This window comes from Oceanobacillus sp. HCA-5259, from assembly GCF_037892815.1.
Classification (GTDB): Bacteria; Bacillota; Bacilli; order Bacillales; family Amphibacillaceae; genus Oceanobacillus; species Oceanobacillus indicireducens.
The window spans coordinates 1-23,624 of sequence record NZ_JBBKBV010000009.1 but is presented as its reverse complement, the minus strand read 5'-3'; the positions used below and the strand labels follow the sequence as shown (position 1 = coordinate 23,624).

23 protein-coding genes and 1 pseudogene are annotated in these 23,624 nt (G+C 38.9%); 22 read left to right on the top strand and 2 right to left on the bottom strand.

What is annotated here, in order from left to right; translation table 11 throughout:
- Positions 1-115 precede the first annotated feature (115 nt).
- On the bottom strand, positions 116-1,612 hold the full coding sequence (locus tag WKU33_RS07385; RefSeq protein ID WP_336252986.1) for an aldehyde dehydrogenase family protein: 1,497 nt from the start codon (positions 1,610-1,612) through the stop codon (positions 116-118).
- 386 nt (positions 1,613-1,998) lie between these two features.
- On the opposite strand from WKU33_RS07385, the gene WKU33_RS07380 reads away from it, so the two are divergent.
- The 19 genes from WKU33_RS07380 (at position 1,999) to WKU33_RS07290 (ending at position 19,031) form a co-directional block, all read left to right on the top strand.
- A complete protein-coding gene (locus WKU33_RS07380) occupies positions 1,999-2,949 on the top strand; it encodes a hydroxyacid dehydrogenase (RefSeq protein ID WP_156855087.1) in 951 nt (316 codons plus the stop codon).
- A 304-nt stretch (positions 2,950-3,253) separates the two neighbouring features.
- Entirely contained in the window at positions 3,254-3,949 is a 696-nt protein-coding gene (locus tag WKU33_RS07375) for a CoA transferase subunit A (RefSeq protein WP_340453931.1), read from the top strand.
- Positions 3,927-4,556 (top strand): 3-oxoacid CoA-transferase subunit B, encoded by a 630-nt coding sequence (locus WKU33_RS07370; RefSeq protein ID WP_156855084.1) that lies wholly within the window; start codon positions 3,927-3,929, stop codon positions 4,554-4,556. The genes WKU33_RS07375 and WKU33_RS07370 overlap by 23 nt, the downstream gene beginning before the upstream one ends.
- Before the next feature lie 37 nt (positions 4,557-4,593).
- On the top strand, positions 4,594-5,595 hold the full coding sequence (locus tag WKU33_RS07365) for a TAXI family TRAP transporter solute-binding subunit (RefSeq protein ID WP_445321687.1): 1,002 nt from the start codon (positions 4,594-4,596) through the stop codon (positions 5,593-5,595).
- Positions 5,596-5,639: 44 nt separating this feature from the next.
- Positions 5,640-7,595 carry a TRAP transporter permease gene (locus WKU33_RS07360; protein WP_340453927.1) on the top strand — a complete coding sequence of 652 codons (1,956 nt, stop codon included), beginning with the start codon at positions 5,640-5,642 and terminating at the stop codon, positions 7,593-7,595.
- 71 nt (positions 7,596-7,666) lie between these two features.
- A complete protein-coding gene (locus WKU33_RS07355) occupies positions 7,667-8,512 on the top strand; it encodes a 3-hydroxyacyl-CoA dehydrogenase (protein ID WP_156855078.1) in 846 nt (281 codons plus the stop codon).
- Positions 8,513-8,522: 10 nt separating this feature from the next.
- Entirely contained in the window at positions 8,523-9,305 is a 783-nt protein-coding gene (locus WKU33_RS07350; RefSeq protein ID WP_340453924.1) for an enoyl-CoA hydratase/isomerase family protein, read from the top strand.
- Between the two features lie 12 nt (positions 9,306-9,317).
- The gene (locus WKU33_RS07345) at positions 9,318-10,469 is read left to right on the top strand and encodes an acyl-CoA dehydrogenase family protein (protein WP_188856187.1); all 1,152 of its coding nucleotides are present in this window, start codon (positions 9,318-9,320) and stop codon (positions 10,467-10,469) included.
- Positions 10,470-10,481: 12 nt separating this feature from the next.
- Positions 10,482-11,669 carry a thiolase family protein gene (locus WKU33_RS07340; RefSeq protein WP_340453923.1) on the top strand — a complete coding sequence of 396 codons (1,188 nt, stop codon included), beginning with the start codon at positions 10,482-10,484 and terminating at the stop codon, positions 11,667-11,669.
- Positions 11,670-11,746: 77 nt separating this feature from the next.
- Positions 11,747-12,742 (top strand): NAD(P)-dependent oxidoreductase, encoded by a 996-nt coding sequence (locus WKU33_RS07335; RefSeq protein WP_340453922.1) that lies wholly within the window; start codon positions 11,747-11,749, stop codon positions 12,740-12,742.
- A gap of 4 nt (positions 12,743-12,746) precedes the next feature.
- Positions 12,747-13,148, top strand: a complete 402-nt coding sequence (locus WKU33_RS07330) for a PaaI family thioesterase (RefSeq protein WP_156855070.1) — start codon at positions 12,747-12,749, stop codon at positions 13,146-13,148.
- Positions 13,149-13,175: 27 nt separating this feature from the next.
- A complete protein-coding gene (locus WKU33_RS07325) occupies positions 13,176-13,400 on the top strand; it encodes a hypothetical protein (RefSeq protein WP_156855068.1) in 225 nt (74 codons plus the stop codon).
- A gap of 136 nt (positions 13,401-13,536) precedes the next feature.
- Positions 13,537-14,295 (top strand): IclR family transcriptional regulator, encoded by a 759-nt coding sequence (locus WKU33_RS07320; RefSeq protein ID WP_156855066.1) that lies wholly within the window; start codon positions 13,537-13,539, stop codon positions 14,293-14,295.
- 66 nt (positions 14,296-14,361) lie between these two features.
- Positions 14,362-14,532, top strand: a complete 171-nt coding sequence (locus WKU33_RS07315) for a hypothetical protein (RefSeq protein WP_156855064.1) — start codon at positions 14,362-14,364, stop codon at positions 14,530-14,532.
- A 404-nt stretch (positions 14,533-14,936) separates the two neighbouring features.
- Entirely contained in the window at positions 14,937-15,896 is a 960-nt protein-coding gene (locus tag WKU33_RS07310; protein ID WP_340453919.1) for an ornithine cyclodeaminase family protein, read from the top strand.
- 61 nt (positions 15,897-15,957) lie between these two features.
- Positions 15,958-16,173, top strand: coding sequence for a hypothetical protein (locus tag WKU33_RS07305; protein ID WP_156855060.1), 216 nt, complete (start codon positions 15,958-15,960; stop codon positions 16,171-16,173).
- 15 nt (positions 16,174-16,188) lie between these two features.
- On the top strand, positions 16,189-17,631 hold the full coding sequence (locus WKU33_RS07300; protein WP_156855058.1) for a sodium:solute symporter family protein: 1,443 nt from the start codon (positions 16,189-16,191) through the stop codon (positions 17,629-17,631).
- 133 nt (positions 17,632-17,764) lie between these two features.
- Entirely contained in the window at positions 17,765-18,355 is a 591-nt protein-coding gene (locus WKU33_RS07295; protein WP_156855245.1) for a hypothetical protein, read from the top strand.
- A 118-nt stretch (positions 18,356-18,473) separates the two neighbouring features.
- Positions 18,474-19,031: a flavodoxin family protein gene (locus WKU33_RS07290; RefSeq protein ID WP_156855056.1), complete on the top strand. Its 558-nt coding sequence runs from the start codon at positions 18,474-18,476 to the stop codon at positions 19,029-19,031.
- Positions 19,032-19,105: 74 nt separating this feature from the next.
- Here the strand turns inward: WKU33_RS07290 and WKU33_RS07285 are convergent.
- Positions 19,106-20,254, bottom strand: a pseudogene (locus WKU33_RS07285) (CdaR family transcriptional regulator); the annotation flags it as partial.
- Between the two features lie 193 nt (positions 20,255-20,447).
- Here WKU33_RS07285 and WKU33_RS07280 point away from each other — a divergent pair.
- Genes WKU33_RS07280 through WKU33_RS07270 form a run of 3 tightly spaced genes read left to right on the top strand, consistent with a single transcriptional unit; the run spans position 20,448 to position 23,463 of the window.
- Positions 20,448-21,614 carry an NAD(P)/FAD-dependent oxidoreductase gene (locus tag WKU33_RS07280; protein ID WP_340453916.1) on the top strand — a complete coding sequence of 389 codons (1,167 nt, stop codon included), beginning with the start codon at positions 20,448-20,450 and terminating at the stop codon, positions 21,612-21,614.
- 38 nt (positions 21,615-21,652) lie between these two features.
- On the top strand, positions 21,653-23,011 hold the full coding sequence (locus WKU33_RS07275; RefSeq protein ID WP_156855050.1) for a sodium-dependent transporter: 1,359 nt from the start codon (positions 21,653-21,655) through the stop codon (positions 23,009-23,011).
- A gap of 50 nt (positions 23,012-23,061) precedes the next feature.
- Positions 23,062-23,463, top strand: coding sequence for an acyl-CoA thioesterase (locus WKU33_RS07270; RefSeq protein ID WP_198042568.1), 402 nt, complete (start codon positions 23,062-23,064; stop codon positions 23,461-23,463).
- Positions 23,464-23,624 lie beyond the last annotated feature (161 nt).

The window sequence follows — 23,624 nt, the reverse complement described above, 5'->3', positions numbered from 1 at the left end:
AAAAAAAGGCCAACAACCGATACCTGTTCAATAAAACAAAATCAGGTGTTGAGTGTTGACCGTTAAAGCATAGGTTGTTTGAATTTATCCGCGTGTGCAATTACTTTTTAAAAAATTACTCTACATCAATCTGGGCACGTTGTAACTTTCCGCTATAATCTACATAGACTGCTTTCCATTCTGTGAAAACATCTAAAGCTTGAATACCGGAGTCACGATGACCATTTCCAGTACCTTTTGTTCCACCGAACGGCAGATGAATTTCTGCTCCAGTTGTCCCCGCGTTTACGTATACAATTCCAGTATCTAAATCTCTTTGCGCCTTAAATACTTTATTCACATCCCGAGTGAAAATAGAGCTGGATAAACCGTATTCCACGCTGTTATTGACTTCTATAGCCTCTTCAAACGATCCAACAGGAATTAATGATACAACTGGACCAAAAATTTCTTCTTGAGAAATCCTCATATCAATTGTTGCATCCGTAAACACAGTTGGTTCAAAGTATAAACCTGCAGCATACTCATCTCCAGTTAGTTCATTTCCCCCAGCAATTAGTTTTGCGCCTTCATCTTTGCCGATTTTTATATAGGACTTAATTTTTTCCAAACCAGCTTTATTGATGATTGGTCCGACCTTAACGTCATTATGCAATCCGTTTCCAATTTTTAACTCTTTTATTTTCTTTAATATGAGTTGTTCGAGGTCCTCTTTCACAGCTTCATGTACAATTACACGGCTACATGCTGTACATCTCTGCCCGCTCGTACCGAATGCACTCCATACGATTCCTTCTGCAGCAAGTTCCAAATCTGCATCATCCATGACAGTTACTGCATTTTTGCCACCCATTTCAAGGGAAACTTTTTTCAATTGCTCTCCGCATTTAGCTGCGATGCGTCTTCCTGTATCATTCGAACCTGTAAATGAAATGACCCGAATATCTTTATGGTTCACAAGAGCATCTCCAACGGTTCCTCCAGATCCAAACACAACGTTTAAAACTCCCTTAGGAAGACCAGCCTCAATAAAAATCTTCATCAGTTCATTCGCCATTAAAGGTGTTTCTGTTGCGGGCTTCCAAACGACAGCATTACCTGCGACAATTGCCGGAAAGGATTTCCATGTAGCAATTGCAATTGGGAAATTCCAAGGTGTGATCAGACCAACAACACCAATTGGGGCTCGTACACTCATTGCGAATTTATCTTTTAATTCGGCATTTGTTGTCTGGCCAAAAAGACGACGTCCTTCCCCAGCCATATAATATGCCATATCGATTCCTTCTTGAACTTCTCCACGAGCTTCTTCGAGTACTTTTCCATTTTCCATCGTGAGCAGCTTAGATAAATGTTCTTTCTTTTCTTTCATGATCCTGCCCACTTCAAATAAAACTTCTGCTCTCATAGGTGCTGGCACGAGTGCCCATTCTTTTTGTGCAGCTTTTGCAGCTTTCACTGCCTGATCCACATCCTCCTGAGAAGAAAGAGGGACTTTAATAATACTTTCTCCAGTTGCCGGGTTAATTACATCTGTTGTTTCATTCGCTTCAATCCACTCACCATTAACATAATTCATCAGCACTTCTTTATCTAACAATTTTTCTGTCATTTACACCTCTCCTTATCCAACTTTGTATTACTTTACCTAAAGATTTTAATTCACCATAGCGCACATTCCTTTTAATTTCTATGGTTATTATGCACAAATAATTAGGAGAAGGGGCAGGTATCTGGTTTCGAATTAGCAAAAGAACGGAAAAAGGGAGCTGTTCCTCTGTTCTAAAATTAATTGTATGAGTTACACAAAATATCTAGCGATAAAGTGAAACTTCATTCGGTTGGGGTTTCCTTCCCTCCTGTTTAGAGGTAGGGGTATTACAGACCGTTAATGCGTGATAAATAATATACGTTGTCAAATTGAAAGTTGGGCAGTATAATAAAAAAATGATACATAATTTACAGATAATTCTATCGTAAGAGGGGAGAGGGAGTTACATGAAAATTCTTGTAACAGAACTAATGTGGGAAGACGGGATTGAAGAATTGAGAAGAAAGGGATATACGGTGGATTACGATATGGAATTAAGCCGGAAAAGAGAGGAATTGCTGCGTTTACTTCCGGGATATGATGCATTAATCGTTCGTAATGAGACGAAAGTAGATACAGAGTTTCTTGAAGCTGCAAAGAAAACGCAGGTAATTGGCCGTCTGGGTGTCGGGCTTGATAATATCGATTTGCAAGGTGCGAGGGAAAGGGGTATCCCTGTAATCTCTGCTCGGAATGCAAATGCTACTTCTGTTGCAGAATACGTAATGGCGGCGATGCTTGATGCTTCTCGACCACTTGCAGCTGCGGATGCAGATGTACGTGAGGGAAACTGGAATCGTAAATTCTTCACAGGGTATGAACTGAGTAAACGGACCCTTGGACTTGTCGGTATGGGGGAAATCGCTCATCGTGTAGCGAAGCGGGCAAAAGCGTTTGGAATGAACGTGATTGGTTATGACCCGTTTATTGCTCCTTTTGATCATGTCATTCAGGAAACCGGAATCAAACAAGTGGAAATGGACGAGTTACTAAAGGAGTCCGACTTTGTTTCCATTCATGTACCGTTGAACAAAGCAACAAAACACCTGATTAATCGTAAAAAGTTCCCGCTAATGAAGCCACATGCATATGTAATTAATTCAGCAAGAGGCGGAATTATTCATGAAGAAGATCTGGTCGAAGCAGTGGAAGCAAAACAAATTGCTGGTGCTTACCTTGATGTGCTGGAAAAAGAACCAGTGCAAAAAGATTCTCCGTTAGCAAGGGTTGACTCTATTAAGCTTTCGCCACATATCGCAGGGTTAACGATTGAAGCCCAATCTCGGACAGCGATGCTAATTGCTGAAGAAGTAGATCGGGTAATGAATGGCGGACAGTCACTTTGTCGAGTAAATTAATTAAAGTAATATGAAAAAGCAGCCGATGAAAAGCTGCTTTTTTATTACCAAACTTTCGCACTGATTAACTTCATAAAATGATTTAATCTTTAAATAATCCCTTTATAAAGATTTGTTAAAAAATTTTGACGAGTCATTGACATTTTACAAATCGATGACTATAATAAAATTTAACATAATGTAGAATAATCATTCCGTAAAGTGGAATAAAATCTAATGCTATTTTCTATTAAAGATCAAGTGACGATGAAGTGTTTCAATGATTCATAGGATATGAGATTTTAGTAATGAAGGAGGAAACTTAGTGAATAAATTAATTGATAAGTCGGAAATAAACAAATACATAAAGGACGGTGATACTTTACTTGTCGGTGGTTTCGGACTATCAGGAACACCATTCACACTAATTGATGAGTTAGCGATATTAGGGAAAAAAGAATTAACAGTTGTCAGTAATAATCTCGGTGAAAAGGATAAAGGACTTGGAATACTTTTGCACACGGGGAGTTTGAAAAAAGCGATGGGCTCCTACTTTACATCCAATCGTGATGCAGTGAGTGAGTGGTCAAAAGGCAATTTGGAAATAGAATTAATTCCACAAGGAACATTGGCGGAGCGAATCCGTTGCGGTGGAGCTGGGATTGCAGGGTTCTATACGAAGACAGCTGCCGGAACGAAGCTTGCTGAAGGAAAAGAGGAAAATGTTTTTGATGGGGAAACTTATATATTAGAAAGAGCAATTAAAGGGGACGTTTCCTTAGTTAAAGCTTTGAAAGCGGATACACTCGGAAACTTAATTTATGACCATACCGGAAGAAACTTTAACCCGGTAATGGCAACTGCAGGAAAAATCGTGATTGCTGAAGTTGATGAAATTGTCGAAGTCGGTGAATTGAAACCTGATGAAATAACGACTCCACATGTATATGTTGATTATCTCGTGATGAATGAATATGAAAAGATAGGGGGTAAATACGTTGTCCCAACAAGATCGAATTAAAATAGCTAAACGAATTTCAAAGGAATTACCGGATGGCGCTTCCATTAATCTAGGTGTTGGGATTCCTACACTTATTCCTGATTACCTTGGCGATAAAAAAGTAGATTTACATTCAGAAAATGGACTTCTTGGAATGGGGCCGACACCGGATGAGGAAAATATAAATATGGATTTGATCAGTGCAAGCAAGAAACCGATTACCATGGATAAAGGCGCTTGCTTATTTGACAGCGCAGATTCGTTTGTTATGATTCGTGGCGGTCATATAGATGTAGCTGTTATGGGAGCGCTGCAAATTGATCAATATGGAGAAATTGCAAATTGGGCGATTCCTGGAAAGGATATTTTGGGTGTCGGTGGTGCGATGGATTTAGTTGCTGGTGCGAAGAGAATTATTATTGCTTCCATGCACCAGGCGAAAGACGGTTCACCAAAGTTTGTAGAAAAACTTACTTTCCCAACTAGTGGTAACGGAAGAGCAGATTTACTTGTTACGGAACACGCGGTATTTAAGTTTACTGAAAATGGCGCAGAACTAGTAGAACAGTTGTCAGATTTGAGTTTAGAAGAGTTAAAGGACATAACTGGTGCAAAGTTCACCTATTAAAAAAATTAGATTGCTAAATGAAATGGAGGAGATGAAATTGAGAAAGAAGATTTTCCTATTTATAGTTTCGATACTTTTGTTAGCATTAGTCGCATGCGACAACAATGGGGATGAATTAAATTCAGATAACACGAAGGAAAATGGAAATATTACAACTCCGGATTCGATTGGATTCGGTGCTGCTAGTGTAGGTGGATTCTGGTATACGCTTGCAGGAGCGATGGGCGATCAAATGAAAGAAATATTTCCAGATTCAACGGTTTCTATTGTAGAAGGTGGCTCAATTGCGAATCTAATGGGACTTGGAAATGGTACGTTCGATGTAGCATTTACGAATAGTGAAGCAATTTCTGAGGCGAATAATGGGGAGGGTGAATTTGATGAACCGATTGATAACTTCAGTACGATTGCAACATTGTATCCGAACCCACTTCAAATTGTAGTGCGAGCTGATTCTGATATCTATTCGATTGAGGATTTGAAAGGCAAAAAAGTGAGTCCAGGAATTAAAGGATATAGTGGAGAAATTGCTTTTCAGAAAATATTAGGCTTAGTTGGTATGAGTTACGATGATTTAAAAGGAATTGAATATATCGGGACAGAAGATGCATCTGAGTTAATGCGTGATAACCACCTTGATGCTTGGGTAGGAGTGCTAGATACACCAGCTGCTACTTGGCAAGAGCTAGATACGACAGTAGGTATTCGCCTTATCTCATTAGAACAAGAGACGATTGACGGATTGAATGAGTATAATCCAGGTTATATCCCTCATACGATTGAAGCAAGAACCTATCCGAATCAGGATGAGGATGTTGAGACGGTAGCACCTTACACTGTACTTCTGGTAAATGACGATACGATGTCAGAAGAAGATGTATACAATTTGACAAAGTTAGTAGTGGAAAAAAAGGAAGTCTGGCAAAATCTATCAGCTACATTTAATGACTTTAATGCAGAGTATTCGGTAGAGAACAACGTAGGCGATATGCACCCAGGTGCAGTAAGATACTATGAAGAAATCGGGGCGATGGAATAATCGGTATCTAGGATACGTATCTAAGTAAAGGAAGGTGAAAATAAATGGAAAAGTCGAATCAACAAACACAATTAGATGTGGAAAAACACGAAGATTATGATGATGACGGTAATAAACAAGCAAAGCTTCGATTACTGGGGGGGAAAGCTGGCCTCATTATTTCGATACTTGCAATTGCAATGTCCTTATTCCACTTATACACTGGATTATTCGGTGTATTTGAATCGATACTACAAAGGTCTGCGCACCTTGGGTTCGCATTGATGCTAGTCTTTGCTATCTATAAGCCAGCATCTAAAGCCGCCGATTCAAAAAGTATTCCGTGGTATGACTGGTTGCTTATTTTAACATCTGGTTTAATATATAGTTATTTTGTGTTTAATGCAACAGATATTGCAGCTAGAATGACTTATATTGAACCTCTATCTGGGCTGCAGATCGGACTTGCTATTGTAGGTGGATTGATCTTAATTGAAGCTACAAGAAGAGTAATTGGGAATGTACTTGTCATCATTATTGCTCTATTTTTACTTTATGGCATCTTCGGGGATAAACTACCTGGGCCAATCGCGCATGGTGGATTCGATTTGCAATGGATTACCGATCATTTATTTTTCACAACGACAGGTGTATTTAGTACACCACTTGGAGTATCCGCTACCTTTATCTTTCTGTTTATTTTATTTGGGAAATTTTTGGAAGTATCTGGAGCAGGTCAATTTTTTATCGACTTATCTGTATCGGCGATGGGGAAATATCGTGGGGGACCAGCTAAGGTAGCTGTTGTAGCGAGTGCTATCATGGGAACGATTTCAGGGAGTGCAGTTGCAAACACAGTTACAACAGGAGCTTTTACCATTCCTATGATGAAAAAGACAGGGTATAAAGGACACTTTGCAGGAGCAGTTGAATCAGTTGCCTCTACAGGTGGACAAATAACACCACCAATCATGGGTGCATCAGCATTTATTATTGCAAGTTATTTGGGAGTTCCATATATTGAGATTGCTATTGCAGCAATTATCCCTGCAGTACTGTTTTATATTAGTGTGTTTATGCAGGTCGATTTACGAGCAAAGCGAATAGGATTACACGGCCTTAACAAGGAAAATCTAGAAAGTACGTGGTCAGTATTTAAGAAAGGTTTCATTTTCTTCCTGCCTCTTATCGTTATTGTTGTAATGTTAGCTGGTGGTAGTTCTCCAATGAGAGCGGGTTTATTTGCTATCGGCGCCACGATACTAGTTGGGATCATTAATCGTATTGCAAAAATGGATTTCAAACCCATTGTAAAGGCATTGGATCTTGGAGCAAGAGCTTCATTAGAGACAGCCATTGCATGTGCCGCCGCTGGTTTAATTGTTGGAGTTATTGGATTTACAGGAATTGGGCTACAGTTTAGTAGTCTTATTATCAGTCTTGCTGGTGGAGTACTATTAATTACATTGGTACTAACAGCGATTACAAGTATTATTTTAGGGATGGGGCTTCCAACAGTAGCTGCATATATTGTACAAGTTCCATTAACCATTCCAGCTTTAATAGAACTAGGAGTTTCGCCACTTGCTGCGCATTTCTTTGTATTCTACTTTGCGTCTATTTCAGCAATTACACCACCCGTTGCACTTGCAGCATTTGCAGCATCTGGAATTGCTGGTTCAGATCCAATGAAGACTAGTCTATCAGCTTTAAAACTTGGTATTGCTGCATTTATAGTACCTTTCATTTTTGTCTATGGGGAACAACTTTTATTAGTTGGAAGTCCAGGGGATATCATTCTCGCAACGGTTACTGCAATAATAGGAATTATCGGAGTTGCGGCAGCTGTTGAAGGTTGGGTGTTAAGAAACGCTTTCTGGTATGAACGAATTCTCTTGTTTATAGGTTCAATCATTATGATTATGACTGGAATTTGGACAGACTTAATAGGAATTGTCATACTGGCAGGTATCTATCTATTGCAACGTTTTTATCGCAAAGATTTATTAACAGGTATATAAAAGTCTGTTAATAGCTGTAAACTTCAGTTTGATTTTGAGTTTTATAGAAGATTATATAAAAGGATGATTACATGAGAAAAGTTACCGTTGTCGGTTCGGGAGTAATGGGAACAGGAATTGCCTATGCATTTTCCATTAGTGGGTATGATGTATGTGTCAATGATATAAATGAACAGGCTTTAAATAAGGCAAAGGAAAATATTTATGCATTAATGGATGGGAGTGTTAAAAAAGGCTATTTAAAAGAAGAAGTCTATCAATCCGCAAAAAATAATTTGAAATTTGAATCTGATTTAAAAATGGCAGCCGACGGAGCAGAACTAGTAATCGAGGCTGTTTTAGAAAGAATGGATGTAAAGGTTGATGTGTTCAAGCAATTAGATGAAATCTGCGGTCCTGACACGGTACTTGCAACAAATACATCCACGATGAGCCCAACGGAAATTGGTGCACAAACATCGAGGCCGGATAAAGTAGTTGCGATGCACTTCTTCAATCCAGTGCATAAAATGAAGCTAATTGAAGTTATTCGCGGATTGGAAACATCGGATGACACGATGAAATATGTACATGATACAGCTGCAAAAATTAATAAAACTACCGTTGAAGTCAACGAATTTCCGGGATTTGTCACTTCTCGCATGAATTGCTTGATCGGCAATGAAGCAATGAATCTATTAATGGAAGGTGTAGCTTCAGCGGAGGATATTGATAATGCGATGAAGCTAGGACTAAATCATCCAATGGGTCCTCTAGAGCTTGCAGATTTAGTAGGGCTCGATACGAGATTAAGAAACATGGAATACTTATATGAAACCTTGGGTGAGAAATACCGTCCATGTCCACTCTTAGTGAAATATGTGAAAGCAGGCCGTTTAGGTAAGAAGTCAGGTCGCGGCTTTTATGAATACAGTTAGGAGGAAAAACATGAGGACTGAATATAAAAGTGTGAAGGTTGAATTGGAAGACGGAATTTTTTGGCTAACATTGAATCGTCCAGAAGCACGGAATGCATTAGATGCAAACATACTTTATGAAATAGATGCAGCGATACAGGAAGCTGAAGCACATAAGGATGTAAAAGTGATTGTCATTCAGGGAGCTGGCGAAAAGTCATTTGCAGCAGGAGCCGATATTCGTCAGCTAAATGAAAGAGACCCACTGGAAGCACTTGTACCGGGGATGCAAGGCGTATATAGCAAAATTGAGAGTTGCACGAAAGTCACCATTGCTGCTGTTCGCGGCTTTGCATTGGGTGGCGGCTGTGAGCTTGCGATGGCATGTGATATCCGTCTGGCAACAAAAAATGCTAAATTTGGATTGCCAGAATTGAATTTAGGGATTGTTCCGGCAGCCGGCGGTACACAGCGTTTGTCACGTATGGTTGGAAAAGGTAGAGCATTGGATATGATATTAACCGGAAAGATTATTGATGGTGAAGAAGCGGAACGAATTGGACTTGTATCGTATTTCGTTGAAGAAGAAGCGCTTCAGGAAAAAATTCAGGAAGTAGCTGAACAGACGTTGAAAAAAGGTCCTGTTGCAGTAATGCTTGCAAAACGCGCTGTACATAAAGGTTATGACATTGATACAGATACTGCGCTATGGATGGAAAAATTGTCCCAAGCTGTAGCTTTCGGGACAGAAGATAAGCATGAGGGAACATTGGCTTTCCTCGAAAAAAGACAAGCAGAATTTAGAAATCGATAAGGAGAGGTTAGGATGGACTTTAAATTTTCTGAGGATATTGAGTTTTTAAGACAGAATGTACGTAAATTTGTAAGAGAAGAAGTAGAACCTGTTGCTATGGAAATCGAGGAGAAGAATGAAATCCCAGAAAGAATTGTTGAACAGTCAAAAGAAATGGGGTTATTCAGCTTAGGAATCCCTGAAGAATATGGCGGACTTGGTTTAGATATGGTAGGAAAATGTGCGATTTACGAAGAGCTTGGTAAAACACATAACGGATACACAACATTGATTGGAGCGCATACAGGGATCGGTTCTGTTGGTATTGTGGAACTTGGAAATGAGCAACAAAAAGAAAAATTCCTGCCAAAATTAGCTTCAGGTGAATGGATAGGATCCTTCGCGCTTACAGAGCCTAGTGCTGGTTCAAATGCAGCTAATATGAAAACAACGGCCGAGAAAAAAGGCGATAAATATGTTATTAACGGTTCAAAGCACTATATTACAAATGCTGTAGATGGCCATGTGTTTACTGTCATGGCAGTAACTGATCCTTCCAAAGGTGCAAAAGGGATTACATCATTTATCGTTGAAAAAGACACGCCAGGATTTATCGTAGGCGCTGTGGAAGACAAAATGGGGCTACGTGGTTCTCATTCTGCAGAGCTCTTCTTTGAAGATATGGAAGTCCCAGCAGAGAACATACTTGGAGAAGAAGGACACGGCTATGTAAACGCGTTAAAAATTTTAGCAAATGGCCGCGCAGGTCTTGCAGCGCGTAACCTTGGATCAAGTAAACGTCTATTGGAGCATTGCTTGGATTACGCACAGGAACGTGAGCAATTTGGTAAACCAATCATTGAAATGCAGGCAATCCAGCATATGCTTGCAGAAATTAGCAAAGAGATCGCTGCATTAGAAGCTCTAACATATAAAGTTGCTTGGATGACAGATCAAGGTCAGCGTGTTGTTAAAGATGCAGCAATTGCAAAATTATATGGTTCGGAAGTTTACAACAAAGTAGCTGATTTAGCTGTACAAATTCACGGGGGAATTGGTTATATGAGAGATTATCCGATTGAGCGTTATTACCGTGATGCACGAATTACGAAAATCTATGAAGGAACATCTGAAATTCAAAAAAATATCATCGCTGGTGAATTAAAACGCGAATTGAAGAAATAGGAGTGTTAGGGAATGAATGAATCGTATATTGTTGGCTCAGTAAGGACAGCTGTGGGTAAAATGGGCGGGACATTAAAGGATGTACCTGTTGATTATTTAGCTGAAAAAGTAATTCGTGAATTGATGGAACGAAACGGTTCAGACATTAGCGTAGATGAAGTCATTCTTGGCCAGGCAAAACAGAGCGCAGATACTTCCAATTTGGCACGTCTTGCTGCATTGCGCGCTGAATTACCGGTTGATGTGAGCGGCTATACCGTTCACCGCCAGTGTGGTTCAGGACTGCAGGCAATTAATAATGCTGACATGCAAATAAAACTTGGATTATCTGACGTCGTTATTGCTGGTGGGGCGGAAAGCATGAGTACGGCACCTTACTATTTAAGGCATGCTCGCTTTGGTTACCGTGCTGGAAATGGGGTCTTGCTTGATCCGAACACAGAGAGCCAGCCATGCTCTCAGCCACAGGAGAAATATGGTAATCTGACAATGGGTCTCACTGCTGAAAATCTAGCGGAGCAGTACAAGATATCCAGAGAAGAGCAGGATGAATTTGCACATCGCAGTCAAACATTGACAGATCAGGCGATTAAAGCGGGCCGTTTTGAAAAAGAAATTGTTCCTTATGAAGTAAAAGAACGTAAAAAAACAATTATCTTTGATACAGATGAACATCCATTCCTGACTTCACTGGAAAAACTTGCTACATTACCAGCCGTGTTTAAAAAAGGTGGTTCTGTAACTCCAGGGAATGCAAGTGGGAGAAATGATGGGGCTTCCGTTGTTCTCATGATGAACAAAGAGAAAGTGAATGCGTATGATCTAAAGCCAAAAGCAAGAATTCTTGGTCAGGCTACAAGTGGTGTATCACCTGAGATTATGGGGATTGGACCAGTTGAGTCAACCTATAAAGCTTTAAAACAAGCAAATCTTAAAATGGAAGACCTTGGTTTAATTGAATTAAATGAGGCTTTCGCGGCACAATCACTTGCGGTGATCAAAGAAGCGAAAATGGATATCAATAAAGTGAACGTAAATGGCGGGGCAATCGCACTTGGCCACCCAATCGGTGCAACAGGGGCTATTCTGATGACAAAGCTTCTTCATGAAATGGAAAGAAGAGGAGAAAAATACGGTCTCGTAACACTTTGTATTGGTGGAGGGCAAGGGATTTCTACAGTAATTGAATATTTAGGTTAGTTCATTCAGATGGTGATTCAACAAATCACCATCTGATTTATAACAAGGTGATATATAAATCAAGGAGGTGCAGCTTTTTGAAACCCATACATATTGTGCAAATTCTTTCTATGTATCATACAGATGGGGAAGATGTTTTAAATGAAAATGCAAAGGTAACAAAATTTGAAACATTTGATGAACGGGAAATTATATCATTCTTAAATAATAACAAAGTCGATGGCATCATTCTTCGGGCACCAGCTCGGATTACGCCAGCTATTTTAGATGCATGTGAAAATGTGAAGGCGATATCCGGAGCAGGAGTAGGACTGGATAATATCGATGTTGATTATGCAACAAAAAAAGGAATCCGCATCCTTCATGCGCCAAAAATCAACACCAATTCGACGGCTGAACATGCGGTAAGCTTGATTCTTGCCGTAATGAAAAATATTGTAAAGTTCAACGATGAAATGGAAAAAGGAAACTACTCCTATCGGGATGGAAAATATACGAGCGAGCTGAAAGGGAAGACCCTTGGGCTTGTCGGATTTGGCTCTATTTCACAGAGAGTAGCCAAGATTATGAAGCATGGATTTGAAATGAATGTAACAGCATATGTGAGAAGAATTCCGGAAGAAAGGCAGAAAATAGCAGATGCAATCGGGGTTGAACTTACAAAAGATATGGGAGAAGTATTTAAGAATAGCGATGTAATTAGTTTGCATATCCCATTAAATGAAAATACAGATGGCAGTATCGATAAAACATATTTTGACATGATGAAGTCAGATGCGGTGCTGATCAATACGGCACGTGGTGGTGTGATTAATGAAGGTGATCTGGTAGCTGCAATTAAAAATAAACAAATCCGTGCTGCGGGTGTAGATGTGTTCCGAGTCGAACCGGCTCCGGCAGATCATCCATTTCTTGGTGTGGAAGAGATCATCAAAACACCTCATATTGGTGGCATCAGTCTGGAAGCAGCGAAACAAACAAGTACAACGATAGCCTCCAATCTGATTAAAGCAGTTGAAGGGGAACAATTACCGACAATCGTCAATTGGGATGAGCTGTCTGCAGGAGAGTGAAAAAATGGATACTGAAAAAATATTACAGGATTTTGAAGGAAGTAATTTTTGGCAGTTTATTGGTCTAGAAATGGAAAAGGTGGAAAAGGGAAGTGTGACACTGAAGCTTCCTGTTATTCCTTCATTTTTTAATGTAAAAAATTCCGTACATGGTGGAATTTATGCTTCAATCCTTGATACTTCGATGGGGTTCTCAGCTCGTTCTCTTGGATTTGATGAAGTAACGACACTGGAAATGGATGTTCATTTTTTAAAGGGCGTCAAAGAAGGAACAATTTATGCGACGGGGAATGTGATTCATCAGAATCGTTCCACCGTGCTGGTCGAGGCCGGATTATATGATGAAGAAGGCGATAGACTTGCCCATTCAACAGGAACGTTCCGCGTTGTGAAATTTGCTAAATAAGCCAAGTGAATTTGAATTAAACTCAGAATGACAAAGATCATGCAGGAAGAGCTGGTTGATCAATGTTTCGTTATATTATTTTCAGCAGGTATACTTATTCATTACTTTTACGGAAACAGTGGGCTCGATTTATTGGAAGGTCTTACGCAAAATCTTGCCATCTTGTCTACTATTTTACTTACTCCGCTGATTTTTCTACCGCTTGAAGGGGAAGGAGTAATCAGCACAGAATCAGCTCCTGCGTGCATGTAAATGGAATAAGAGTAGGGATTGGTGGAATGGGAAATATTTTCTGGCTACCTTTATAATAGCAATGGGATATATCTCAATTATAATATAGTTTCAAGCATGTTATTTAGTATCAAAAAAGTAACTGAGGTGGTTAATATTGAGCAAAAGTTTAGTAAGAGCGATTCAAGTACTCGATTGTTTTTTAGAACAGCCGGTCATGACAATTAATGAATTGGCTGAAAGGGCGAATATGCCCAAGACCACAGTATTTCGGCTAGCTGGCGGATTAGAGGAAGCTGGATTACTGATAAAAGACAGAAAAACAAGTCATGATGTAACCTACCGGATGTCTCTGAAGTTCCTTACATATGGTAAACATGTAAGTGAACAGCTGGAATATAATAAAATCGCACTTCGTTATATGAAGGAATTAAATGAAGAAATCGATGAGCTTATCCACGTTACGATCATGGAAGGTAATGAAGCAGTTTATGTAGAAACAGTGAATAGCTCCAAGCCAGTGCGCCTCGTCGTAAAAGTTGGTGCGAGAGCGCCTTTATATGCTGGTTCAGCTCCAAAATTGCTCTTATCAAGTATGACCGATGAAGAATTAGACGTTTATTTAAACGAGGTCGAACTGAAAAAGCGTTCATTAAATACACTGACAGATAAAGAAAAAATAAAAGAAGAAGTAGAAAAAATAAGGAAGCGTGGCTATTCCATCAGTTATTCGGAAAACTTCGAAGCGACAGTTGGGATGTCTTATCCAATTTATAACTACGACGGAAAAATGGTTGCAGCAATCGGGATAAGTATTCCGGATATAGACCATACGAAGGAGAGGGAAGAATTTCTGTTGGATAAACTGGAGAAAACAGCATGGAAAATATGGGAGGAACTTGGTTATACAGACTAATAGTTTAAGCAGGCTCTTGAAACTGTAACCCATTGTATTCTTATGGAGAGGAGTCTGGTCTGAAAATTGAAAGTATCTGCATCTCGTCTGAAAGAATTTTACGCAGATGTTCCAGAAAAAAATCTGATACGTGCAAAAGAAGCAGAAGTGATTGCTGATAGTCTTGTTGATGCTGATTTAATCGGGATCAAGTCACATGGTATAACAAAAATAAAGTTAGTCATGACGGAAGAATAGACCGGGAACACGTTGGGAATAACGAACTGAAACTGAGGTGTTCTCATCAGGATACCGATAGCTCCAAACAGATATCCGAAAATATATGTAGCTTTGGAGTTATGCGCGTATTCCTGATGGAGCAGGCATTCGTCTGGCACCTGTTTAACTATCTTTATTTTTGCAAGCGCTTCCAATTCGATGTGTGCAAAATGACCAATAATTTATTTCGTTTTATTTTTTCTGTTATGGTGTTATTTCAATTTGTATCTTTGAAGAACAAAAATTAACGAAGTATTTAAGCGTTTTTTTTAGGCAAACTGACTATAGAAATGTTATCTGAAATGGGTTATAAATTAAAATAGTTCAACAATTCCAATGAAACGTTATCTAACTGATTAAGTATATAGGGAGGTTATATTTTGTTGTATTTAAATGAACAAGCTATTCGAGATGCGGTTACGATGAAGGATGCAGTAAATGCAATAGACACAGCCTACAAGCTTTATGAAAAAAATGAATTTCAGATGCCGGAAAGACTGCAGGTGAAGGAAAATGACAATACATTGTTGTTAATGCCAAGTATTATCGAAGGTGCAATCGGGACCAAGCTTGTCACAATATTTCCAAATAATATAGAGCATCCAACACTGCACGGGCTGGTTATTTTAATTGACAGTAAAACAGGTCAGATTAAATGTCTAATCGATGGTTCTTTCCTGACAGGATTGCGGACAGGCGCAATAGGAGGATCAGCAGTTAGAAATTTGACAGATGAAGGTGTTTCTAAACTAGCTGTTATCGGAACAGGAGTACAAGGTTTGTATCAAACAATTGCAGCCTGTATTGAAAGAGAATTTAAAGATATATATTTATACAATAGAAGTCCTGAAAAGATTCCAGCATTTCAAGAGGAGTTACGAAGCTGGCTTGGGGAGGACATTCGGTTGTACGCAGCAGATTCCCGGGAAGCAGCTGTACGAAATGCAGAAGTAATTATTACGGCGACCACTTCGGATAATCCAGTTTTACCTGATGATAAAGAACTTCTAAAAGATAAAGTCGTCATAGGCGTTGGTTCATTTCAGCCGACCATGCGTGAATTTCCAGAGTCTCTCTATGAATTAGCGGATAAAATATATTTGGATACAGATCATGCCATAGAGGAATCTGGTGATATTATTCATCCGTTGGAACAAGGCTGGATTAACGAAGAGAAACTAGAAAATATGGCATCCTTTATAGCGGGTTCAAAGAAAGTTAATAAGGAAGCAGGAAGGAGTGTTGTCTTTAAATCAACAGGTATGGCGTTATTTGATGTGGTTGTCGGAAAGTTGGTGTATCAAAAGGCGCTGGAAAAAGGGGTTGGTATGAAACTGGATTGACAGATAAGATTCAGTTCCATTTAACATTTGGATACTAAAAAAATGCAAGGGGGAAAGTGAAATGAATTCAAAGCTGAAAGACCCTGGAATTATTTTATTGTATGTACTAGTAGCAGTGGTCGCAATCGTACTGATATGGTGGCCAACGGACATTTATCTATTGGGTATTTCTTTAGCTGGTTGGTTAATGTTTTCCACTTATCTCATCTGGTTTTTATTAGCTATCATTTATGTGTTATGGATAGAAAGGGTACAAAAAGAAAATGAAAATGAATAGATAGGGGGGACGACAATGCAATTAACTGAAACAATTATATTGGTGATCTATTTAATCTTAATGACGTTAATGGGTATTTATTTTACAAAACGTGCTCATACATCTGAAAGTGATTATTGGACAGCAGGTAGACAAATAAATACATTTGTCGGTGCATTTGCATTATTTGCCGCACTTGCAAGCTCTAGTTCATTAATGGGAGCGGTTGGATCAGGAGTCTCACTGGGCGTTCCGTTCCTTTTTGCCTATGGTTTTGGTGCGGTAGCTATTCTTCCATTTACAATGTTTCTCGTTTCTGGGCAAATAAGAAGGTCTGGTGTTGCTACATTACCGGAGTTTTTTAAACAAAGATATGGGAATAAGGTACAACTATTAGCTGTAGCGATTGTAGTTATCGGGATGACATTTTACATGGTGCCGCAATTAACCGCTTCCGGATTAATTGGTTCATATATACTTGGTGTTGAATATACAACCGCAGTTATTGTACTTGGTATCGGCTTCACGCTTTACGCTGCCCTTGGAGGTATGTGGGCAATCACTTATACCGACCTCGTCCAGGGAGCACTTATTCTTGTAGGTATGTTCATTCTGTCAATTATTATTTTAATACAGCATAATGGTTTTGGCTCGCTTTTACAGGATGCTCTGGCGGTTACACCCCATTTTGGAGATATAACACAACCATGGATGTCCTATTTTGGTTTGTTTTTAGCTTTCCTTTGGTTTGGTATTGTTTCCCCATCCGCGGTTATGCGCAACTTCGCTTCACGCGATGCTCGAGTAGCCCGTCGCTCGGCAATGTGGGCTTGTTTGCTCTATTTGACCATATTTATCTTTGGATTCATTGTTGCTTCTGCAGGAGCTACTCTAGGGATTGCTGAGAGCCTGACGAATCAGGATATGATTTTTATTTCAGTGATTGAGCACTATATGACACCAATACTGGCCGGAATCATGTTTGCGGGATTGATTGCAGCTATTATGTCGTCTGCTGATGCAATGCTACTAGCAATTTCCGCTGGTGTCGCCCGCGATATTTATAAAGAATATATTAAGAAAGATGCCTCGGAAAAACAGGTTACAAGGTTAGGTTTCGTTGTTATGTTCATTGCGAGTTTAATAGGAATTCTTATTGCTATCAATCCTCCTCAGCTGATAGCAATTATGGTTGGCTGGGTTGGTGGAGGTCTTCTTTCCACATTTGGTTTTCCGCTTGTTCTTGGTATCTGGTGGAAACGGGCAAATACAGCTGGTGCACTTGCAGGAATGATTGGTGGAGGATTGACTTTTGTTATTCTCGTTATTACGGAGCCGTTTGGAGTAGTGGCCGAGCCGATCATTGCAGCACCTGTTTCGTTAATTTTATTAATAGTTGTAAGTTTAATGACACCACCGCCACCAGAAGAAACGCAAAAACAGGTAGATCGTTATCATGGCGAAAGAATAGTATCTTAAATTGTTTTGCTTTTGAAAGCTAAATTGGGATAAAGCCTGTCTTCGTGAAAAGTATGGGGCAGGCTTTATTTCTAAAAGTTTCCATCTTTCGTTTCATTACAGCTTGTTGCAGGAAAAGAAAGGAGAAATAATGATGCAAGCAACTGAAATATCTACAAAAAAAATTCAGCGTATCGGCAGTGAAACAATTTCCGATAAGATTCTTTATAAAGCAATCTATAAAAGTATTGGTGTGAAGAGAAGATTTAACAAGACATGGAGCCCCGATTATATTCGTAATCACCTTGTGAAAAAGGAACTAATCTATCACCCGTTCTGGATCGTAAAAAACTTAGTGGTTGCAGCACGCCCGCCATTTCCTCCTAAAAAAACTCCAAATATTATTTTTATTGATGCCGTGTCAGGATACCGTGGTTTGTTTACAAAAATTCCTCCAATAAAGGACGAAGAAGTGGAGATGGATGCACTAGTAACAGTGCAGTTACCAGAGGAAGAATTAGATAAATATATAAAAAACGTGCAGCAAAAGCAAATCAATCGTTCCTATGTTTTAAAAAAACCGCACCATGAAGTGAAGGAGGTTTCCCTTGTTTATTTGCCGATATGGAAGGCGAAAATAAAGGGTGATCAAATAAATGAAACCTTCTATATTAATGGGAATTCTGGTGAATCGGAGAAATATATGAGCGAACGGTGGAAGAACAGAAAGGATTTGCTTGAATAATTACTGTGTGAAAAGGCCTATATGGATATTGAATACAAGAAATTGTGACTTTGTATTTAATATCGATTGTCATTTACTCTGGAACTAACAGGATAAAATCAAGCAAGGAGGAATGATAATGAAAGTATTTGCTCTATATGGCAGTTCTCGAAAAAATGGTAACTCTGATTTGCTTGCTGATAAGGTGCTCTATAATATCAAGCATACCAAGCGTTATCTCACTGATTATAATATTACACCAATTGACGATAAGAGACATGAGCCGGAAGGGTTTTTAGAACGGGTGAATGATGACTATAATGAGTTGGTTTCTGAAATGCTTGATCATGATGTTGTCATCTATGTTACACCTCTGTATTGGTATGGGATGTCTGGTCTGATGAAGAACTTTATTGACAGATCTACAGAAAGCATGCGTATTCCGGAACGCAACTTTACGGAGAGAATGAAGGAGATGAAACATTATGTAGTTATTGCGGGTGGCGATTCGCCTTATGAAAAAGGAAAGCCATTAGTGCAGCAATTTGCATATATTTTTGATTTCATGGGTACCAGGCTGGAAGGTTGGATTATTGGTGATGGAAATAAGCCTGGAGAAGTATTGGAAGATAAAGTTGCCATGGAAAATGCAAGTAAAATGAATGCAGAGGTTAAACAACTATTCTCACATAAATAAAAAAGCGGCAGGAACGATACACATATATATGGAAGCTGTGTAAACGACCTGCTGCTTTATTTTTTTAACGCCAAGTAGAGAAGTATGCAGTCCTGAAAATTACTCGTGTTGAGCCCAGTCATTTCCTCTATTTTCTTTAATCTGTAAATAAGCGTATTTCTGTGAATGAACAGTACTTTTGCTGTTTGGCTAATATTCATATTGTTTTCGCAGTATGCTATAAAGAGATCCGCCATTTCCTTAAATCGATCATGTTCCATAAGAGTATGGATCCGAAATTGAATTTTGTTACGATATTCTTTAGATGTTTCTAGTGGTAATTGTTCTAAAATGATTTCCCAATCAAATATGGTATGTATGTTTGATTCGAGGCTACGTTCTTTGGCGAACTGTATTAGTTTCACTGCCTCATGGTAAGACTCACTTACTTGTTCAATAGCAGGTGAAAGACTACCAGCTGCAATTGAAGGGTCTTTAATTGAATATATCCTATATAATCTGATTAATTCCCTGCTTTGTTTCTCAAATTGCTGCAGGAGCTCCCTGTATTCCCCCTCACTCCCCACTTGCCTCACAACAACTATTTTTTCGCTATTTAAAAATGTAGCTAACCCACAATCAGTGCATATATAGGCTTCCTGAGTGCATCTTAACAGGTTATCTTTCAGCTGGTCGATGGAAATATGTTTTTTAGCGCTGTGCAGTAAGGAATTGCCAATATCAATGACAATACAAAAGCTCTTTTTTCCATAAGGAATGCCAAGCACCCCACAGTATTGTTTGACCCTTTCTGTTTGGACTACTTCATTTAATAATATATATTGTGCAAATGTTTCCCTGGTTTTTGCCTTCATATCCGTTATTTGCCGATGAAAAGTTTCCTGCCACATTATTTCAACATAATTTTTAATTAATAATCCATAAGGTTTGACTTGAGCGGGCGGCCCAATTATTCCCAAGACTCCAACTGTTTTGTGATCAAATTGAAGCGGAAATGCGATGCCCTCATACACATTAACCATATTTTTTATTTGTACTTTATCAAATATAATGTGATCGTTCTTTTCAATTACTTCTTTTGAAGGCAAGTGGTAGGTGCCAACCCTGCTGGAGTCCGTAGAACCAATAATATAACCGTTGTGATCGCTCAGGCTGATAGCAAATGGTGAAATTTTTGAAACCGCTTCCACTACTTTTTGTGCAAATTGTACTAAGAGGTCCACTACACACCACCCTTTCAATCTTCTGTTTTTGTATTTATATCATATCATAATAAAGATAAATAGATAAGGTTAAATATTTAGAAAGCTTAAATATTTAGGCGGATTGTCCATAGTATAAGAGAAAAAAATAAGGTATAACTAATGAAAATTATAAATAAACAATGGATATTATTCTTAGTGAGAGGTGGTTTATATGTCAAAGAAAACAGATATTATAATTGTTGGTGGTGGTGTCATTGGTTCCAGTATTGCTTATAATTTATTGAATGACGGATTTACAGGTGAAATTACCGTATTTGAAAAAGATAAAGTATACGAGTTTTCTTCGACTCCAAGAAGTGCCGGAGGGATCAGACAGCTATTTACAACAGGAATTAATATACAAATTAGCAGGTATAGCTTAAAAAAATATATGACATTCGCGGAAGATATGGCGATAGGAGGCGAAAAAGCGGAAATTGATTTTAAAAATCCGGGTTACCTTTTTCTCGCTAAAAATGAAAACATCAGTCAGTTAAAAAGGCAGATGGAGCTGCAGCGAAGTTTCGGGGTACCTTCAGAGTTTCTTGAACAAGAAGAATTGTTATCAATCATCCCAGAATTAAATAATGAAGATTTGCAGGGAGGACTTTATTGCGGGGAAGATGGATACTTAGATCCGTATTCTGTCATGCAGGGTTATGCTCGAAAAGCAAAAGAGCTGGGAGCAAATTATGTGTATGAAGAGGTCGATGTTGTTATGACGGAGAGCGGAAAAGTAACTGGTGTGCAATGTAAAAATGGAGAGAGATATGAGGCCCATACGGTAATAAATTCAGCAGGTCCATGGGCACCTGAGCTAAGTAAAAAGATAGGACTGCCAATTCCGGTAGTTCCGCTCAAGAGACAAATCATTCAATTTGATATTGCTGAACCGTTGAAAAACAAATTGCCGTTAACGGTAGACCCAACCGGTGTTTATTTCAGGCATGAAGGATCATCGATAATTTCAGGATTTGGTGAGAAGGTGAAGCCGGGCATTGATTTCAGGTGGAATCGTTCTTTTTTCGAAGAGCAGCTATGGCCGGTATTGGCTACGCGGATATCCAATTTTGAAAGAGCAAAAATAACCGCTGGATGGGCGGGTATGTACAGTCATAATACAGAAGATCAAAATGCGATTATCGGAGGTCACCCGAAAATGAAAGGATATTTTATGGCAGCTGGGTTTAGTGGTCATGGCATGCAGCAAGCGCCAGCTGTAGGGAAAGGTTTGTCTGAGCTGATTCGAACAGGAAAATATGAAACATTAGATCTCAGTCCACTTCGATTTGAACGTTTTGCGGAGAATGAATTGATAATTGAAGGCGCAATCGTTTAGTTACTAAGTATACGAAAAATAATAGGGAGGGGAATTTCATGAGTGATCCTACAACGGATAAAAAAAGAGAAACATGGGGATCAAGATTTGGGTTTATCATGGCCGCTGCAGGATTTGCCATTGGTTTAGGGAACATATGGCGATTTCCCTATTTAGTAGGTGAAAACGGTGGTGGAGCTTTTCTATTAATCTATATTGCTATTATTATTGTCATTGGGATTCCCTTATTTTATGTTGAAGCAGGTCTTGGTAGAAAAGCACAGTCTGGTGCTATTACCGGTTTGCGTAAACTAACTAAAAAGGGCAGTACTTGGGTATCGATAGGATGGCTTGGCGTGTTTACGTCGTTACTTATCTTTTCGTACTATCTGATGATCATGGGCTGGCTATTTGCTTATTTTGTAAAGGTAGGTCTTGGTACATTTCAAGGGGTTACATTTGATCAGGCAGCCGATATTTATGATAAGTTTGTCGCAAACCCATGGCTTGTTACTGGATACGCAATTATCCCAATGTTGATTCTTGCGTTTGTAGTAGTGAAAGGATTGAAAGATGGCACAGAAAAATTTGTGCGACTATTAATGCCTTTACTCATCATCATGTTACTAGCTCTAAGTGTATTTTCACTTTCTTTAGAGGGTTCATGGGAGGGGGTTGTATGGTATTTGAAACCAGACTTTTCACAAATTAGTGGAGATTCTGTACTGCAGGCTTTGGGGCAGGCTTTCTTCTCCATTGGTATTGGGATGGCTGCTGCCTTCACTTATGGAAGTTATCTGAAGAGAGAGAAGTCCAATCTAGTTGTAGACGGAGTGTGGGTAATTTCGCTTGACACATTTGTTGCTTTTATCTCAGGAATGGTCATATTTCCGGCAATATTTGCTTTTAATGTTGCCCCAAATTCAGGACCAGGTTTGATTTTCCTGACATTGCCGACTATATTTGATCAAATGCCTGGTGGAACAATTTTTGGTCTTTTATTCTTCTTCCTGGTTATAGTAGCCGCACTTACAACGGGGGTTGGTTTTGTGGAAACATTAGCAGCTAATGCATCCGAATTATTTAATCTGAATCGTAAAACAAGTGTTTGGCTTGTGAGTATTGCTAGTTTGGTGTTGGCAATTCCGTCTATTTTATCACAGGGACCATGGTCAAACATTCAGATTTTCGGTATGGATATATTCACATTTATTGATTACTTCTCTGGCAATATAATGCTTGTCGTTGGTGCACTTTTGCTTTCTTTGTATGTTGTATTTAAGTGGAAAACGGAGAACTTCATCGATGAAATCAATATTGGAACAACAGGAGTGAAAATTCCTTATGCTGTTAAACCAATCTTTGCTTTTGTTATTCCGGTGGTAATCGCTGTAATTTTCATAACTGGTATTCTATAAAGAACTAAAGTTTTAAATATAAAAAATGGATTGCTGGGGAGAGAGATATTTTGAATATTGGAGAAAAACAAATTATTGTAAGTGAAAAGGATATTGATGGACTCAACCATGTAAATAATAGTGTATACCTTAATTATCTGGAGAGCGGAAGAGAAGCATGGTACATAAAGTACGCTGGTTATTCTTATGATGATTTTCATAGAAATAACCTTGGGACGGTCGTTTTGAGGATTGACATTATGTATAAAAAGGAAGCGGTAATTCACGATCAGCTTCAAGTGATTACGATACCGAAGGAGCTTGGGAATACGAGTTTTGTATTTGAACAAAAAATAATGAATCAAAATGAAGAAGTGGTCTGTGAAGCGACAATTACGAAAGTGATGATCGATTTCACTACAAGGAAAAGCAGACCAGTGATTGAAGAGATTGCACGGAATTTTAGGCAATAGAAAACATAACCTAAATAGATAATAGCTATAGTCACATCAAAAAACACTATTACAAGTAAAACGTATCTACGTGATACCATTTGCGGGAAAATATTGATATCAAATTGCGTATCAGGTTGAAAGTTCTAATAAAAAGCTTTATTAAATAAGAGTAAATAACA

What these genes read in the sequence shown, in the direction of transcription:
- WKU33_RS07360 (WP_340453927.1), top strand. Translation starts at nt 5,640, where the DNA reads ATGGAAAAGTCGAATCAACAAACACAATTAGATGTGGAAAAACACGAA.
- WKU33_RS07300 (WP_156855058.1), top strand. Translation starts at nt 16,189, where the DNA reads ATGCAATTAACTGAAACAATTATATTGGTGATCTATTTAATCTTAATG.
- WKU33_RS07385 (WP_336252986.1), bottom strand. Translation starts at nt 1,612, where the DNA reads ATGACAGAAAAATTGTTAGATAAAGAAGTGCTGATGAATTATGTTAAT.
- WKU33_RS07325 (WP_156855068.1), top strand. Translation starts at nt 13,176, where the DNA reads ATGACAAAGATCATGCAGGAAGAGCTGGTTGATCAATGTTTCGTTATA.
- WKU33_RS07330 (WP_156855070.1), top strand. Translation starts at nt 12,747, where the DNA reads ATGGATACTGAAAAAATATTACAGGATTTTGAAGGAAGTAATTTTTGG.
- WKU33_RS07305 (WP_156855060.1), top strand. Translation starts at nt 15,958, where the DNA reads ATGAATTCAAAGCTGAAAGACCCTGGAATTATTTTATTGTATGTACTA.
- WKU33_RS07290 (WP_156855056.1), top strand. Translation starts at nt 18,474, where the DNA reads ATGAAAGTATTTGCTCTATATGGCAGTTCTCGAAAAAATGGTAACTCT.
- WKU33_RS07280 (WP_340453916.1), top strand. Translation starts at nt 20,448, where the DNA reads ATGTCAAAGAAAACAGATATTATAATTGTTGGTGGTGGTGTCATTGGT.
- WKU33_RS07380 (WP_156855087.1), top strand. Translation starts at nt 1,999, where the DNA reads ATGAAAATTCTTGTAACAGAACTAATGTGGGAAGACGGGATTGAAGAA.
- WKU33_RS07350 (WP_340453924.1), top strand. Translation starts at nt 8,523, where the DNA reads ATGAGGACTGAATATAAAAGTGTGAAGGTTGAATTGGAAGACGGAATT.
- WKU33_RS07295 (WP_156855245.1), top strand. Translation starts at nt 17,765, where the DNA reads ATGCAAGCAACTGAAATATCTACAAAAAAAATTCAGCGTATCGGCAGT.
- WKU33_RS07275 (WP_156855050.1), top strand. Translation starts at nt 21,653, where the DNA reads ATGAGTGATCCTACAACGGATAAAAAAAGAGAAACATGGGGATCAAGA.
- WKU33_RS07340 (WP_340453923.1), top strand. Translation starts at nt 10,482, where the DNA reads ATGAATGAATCGTATATTGTTGGCTCAGTAAGGACAGCTGTGGGTAAA.
- WKU33_RS07355 (WP_156855078.1), top strand. Translation starts at nt 7,667, where the DNA reads ATGAGAAAAGTTACCGTTGTCGGTTCGGGAGTAATGGGAACAGGAATT.
- WKU33_RS07345 (WP_188856187.1), top strand. Translation starts at nt 9,318, where the DNA reads ATGGACTTTAAATTTTCTGAGGATATTGAGTTTTTAAGACAGAATGTA.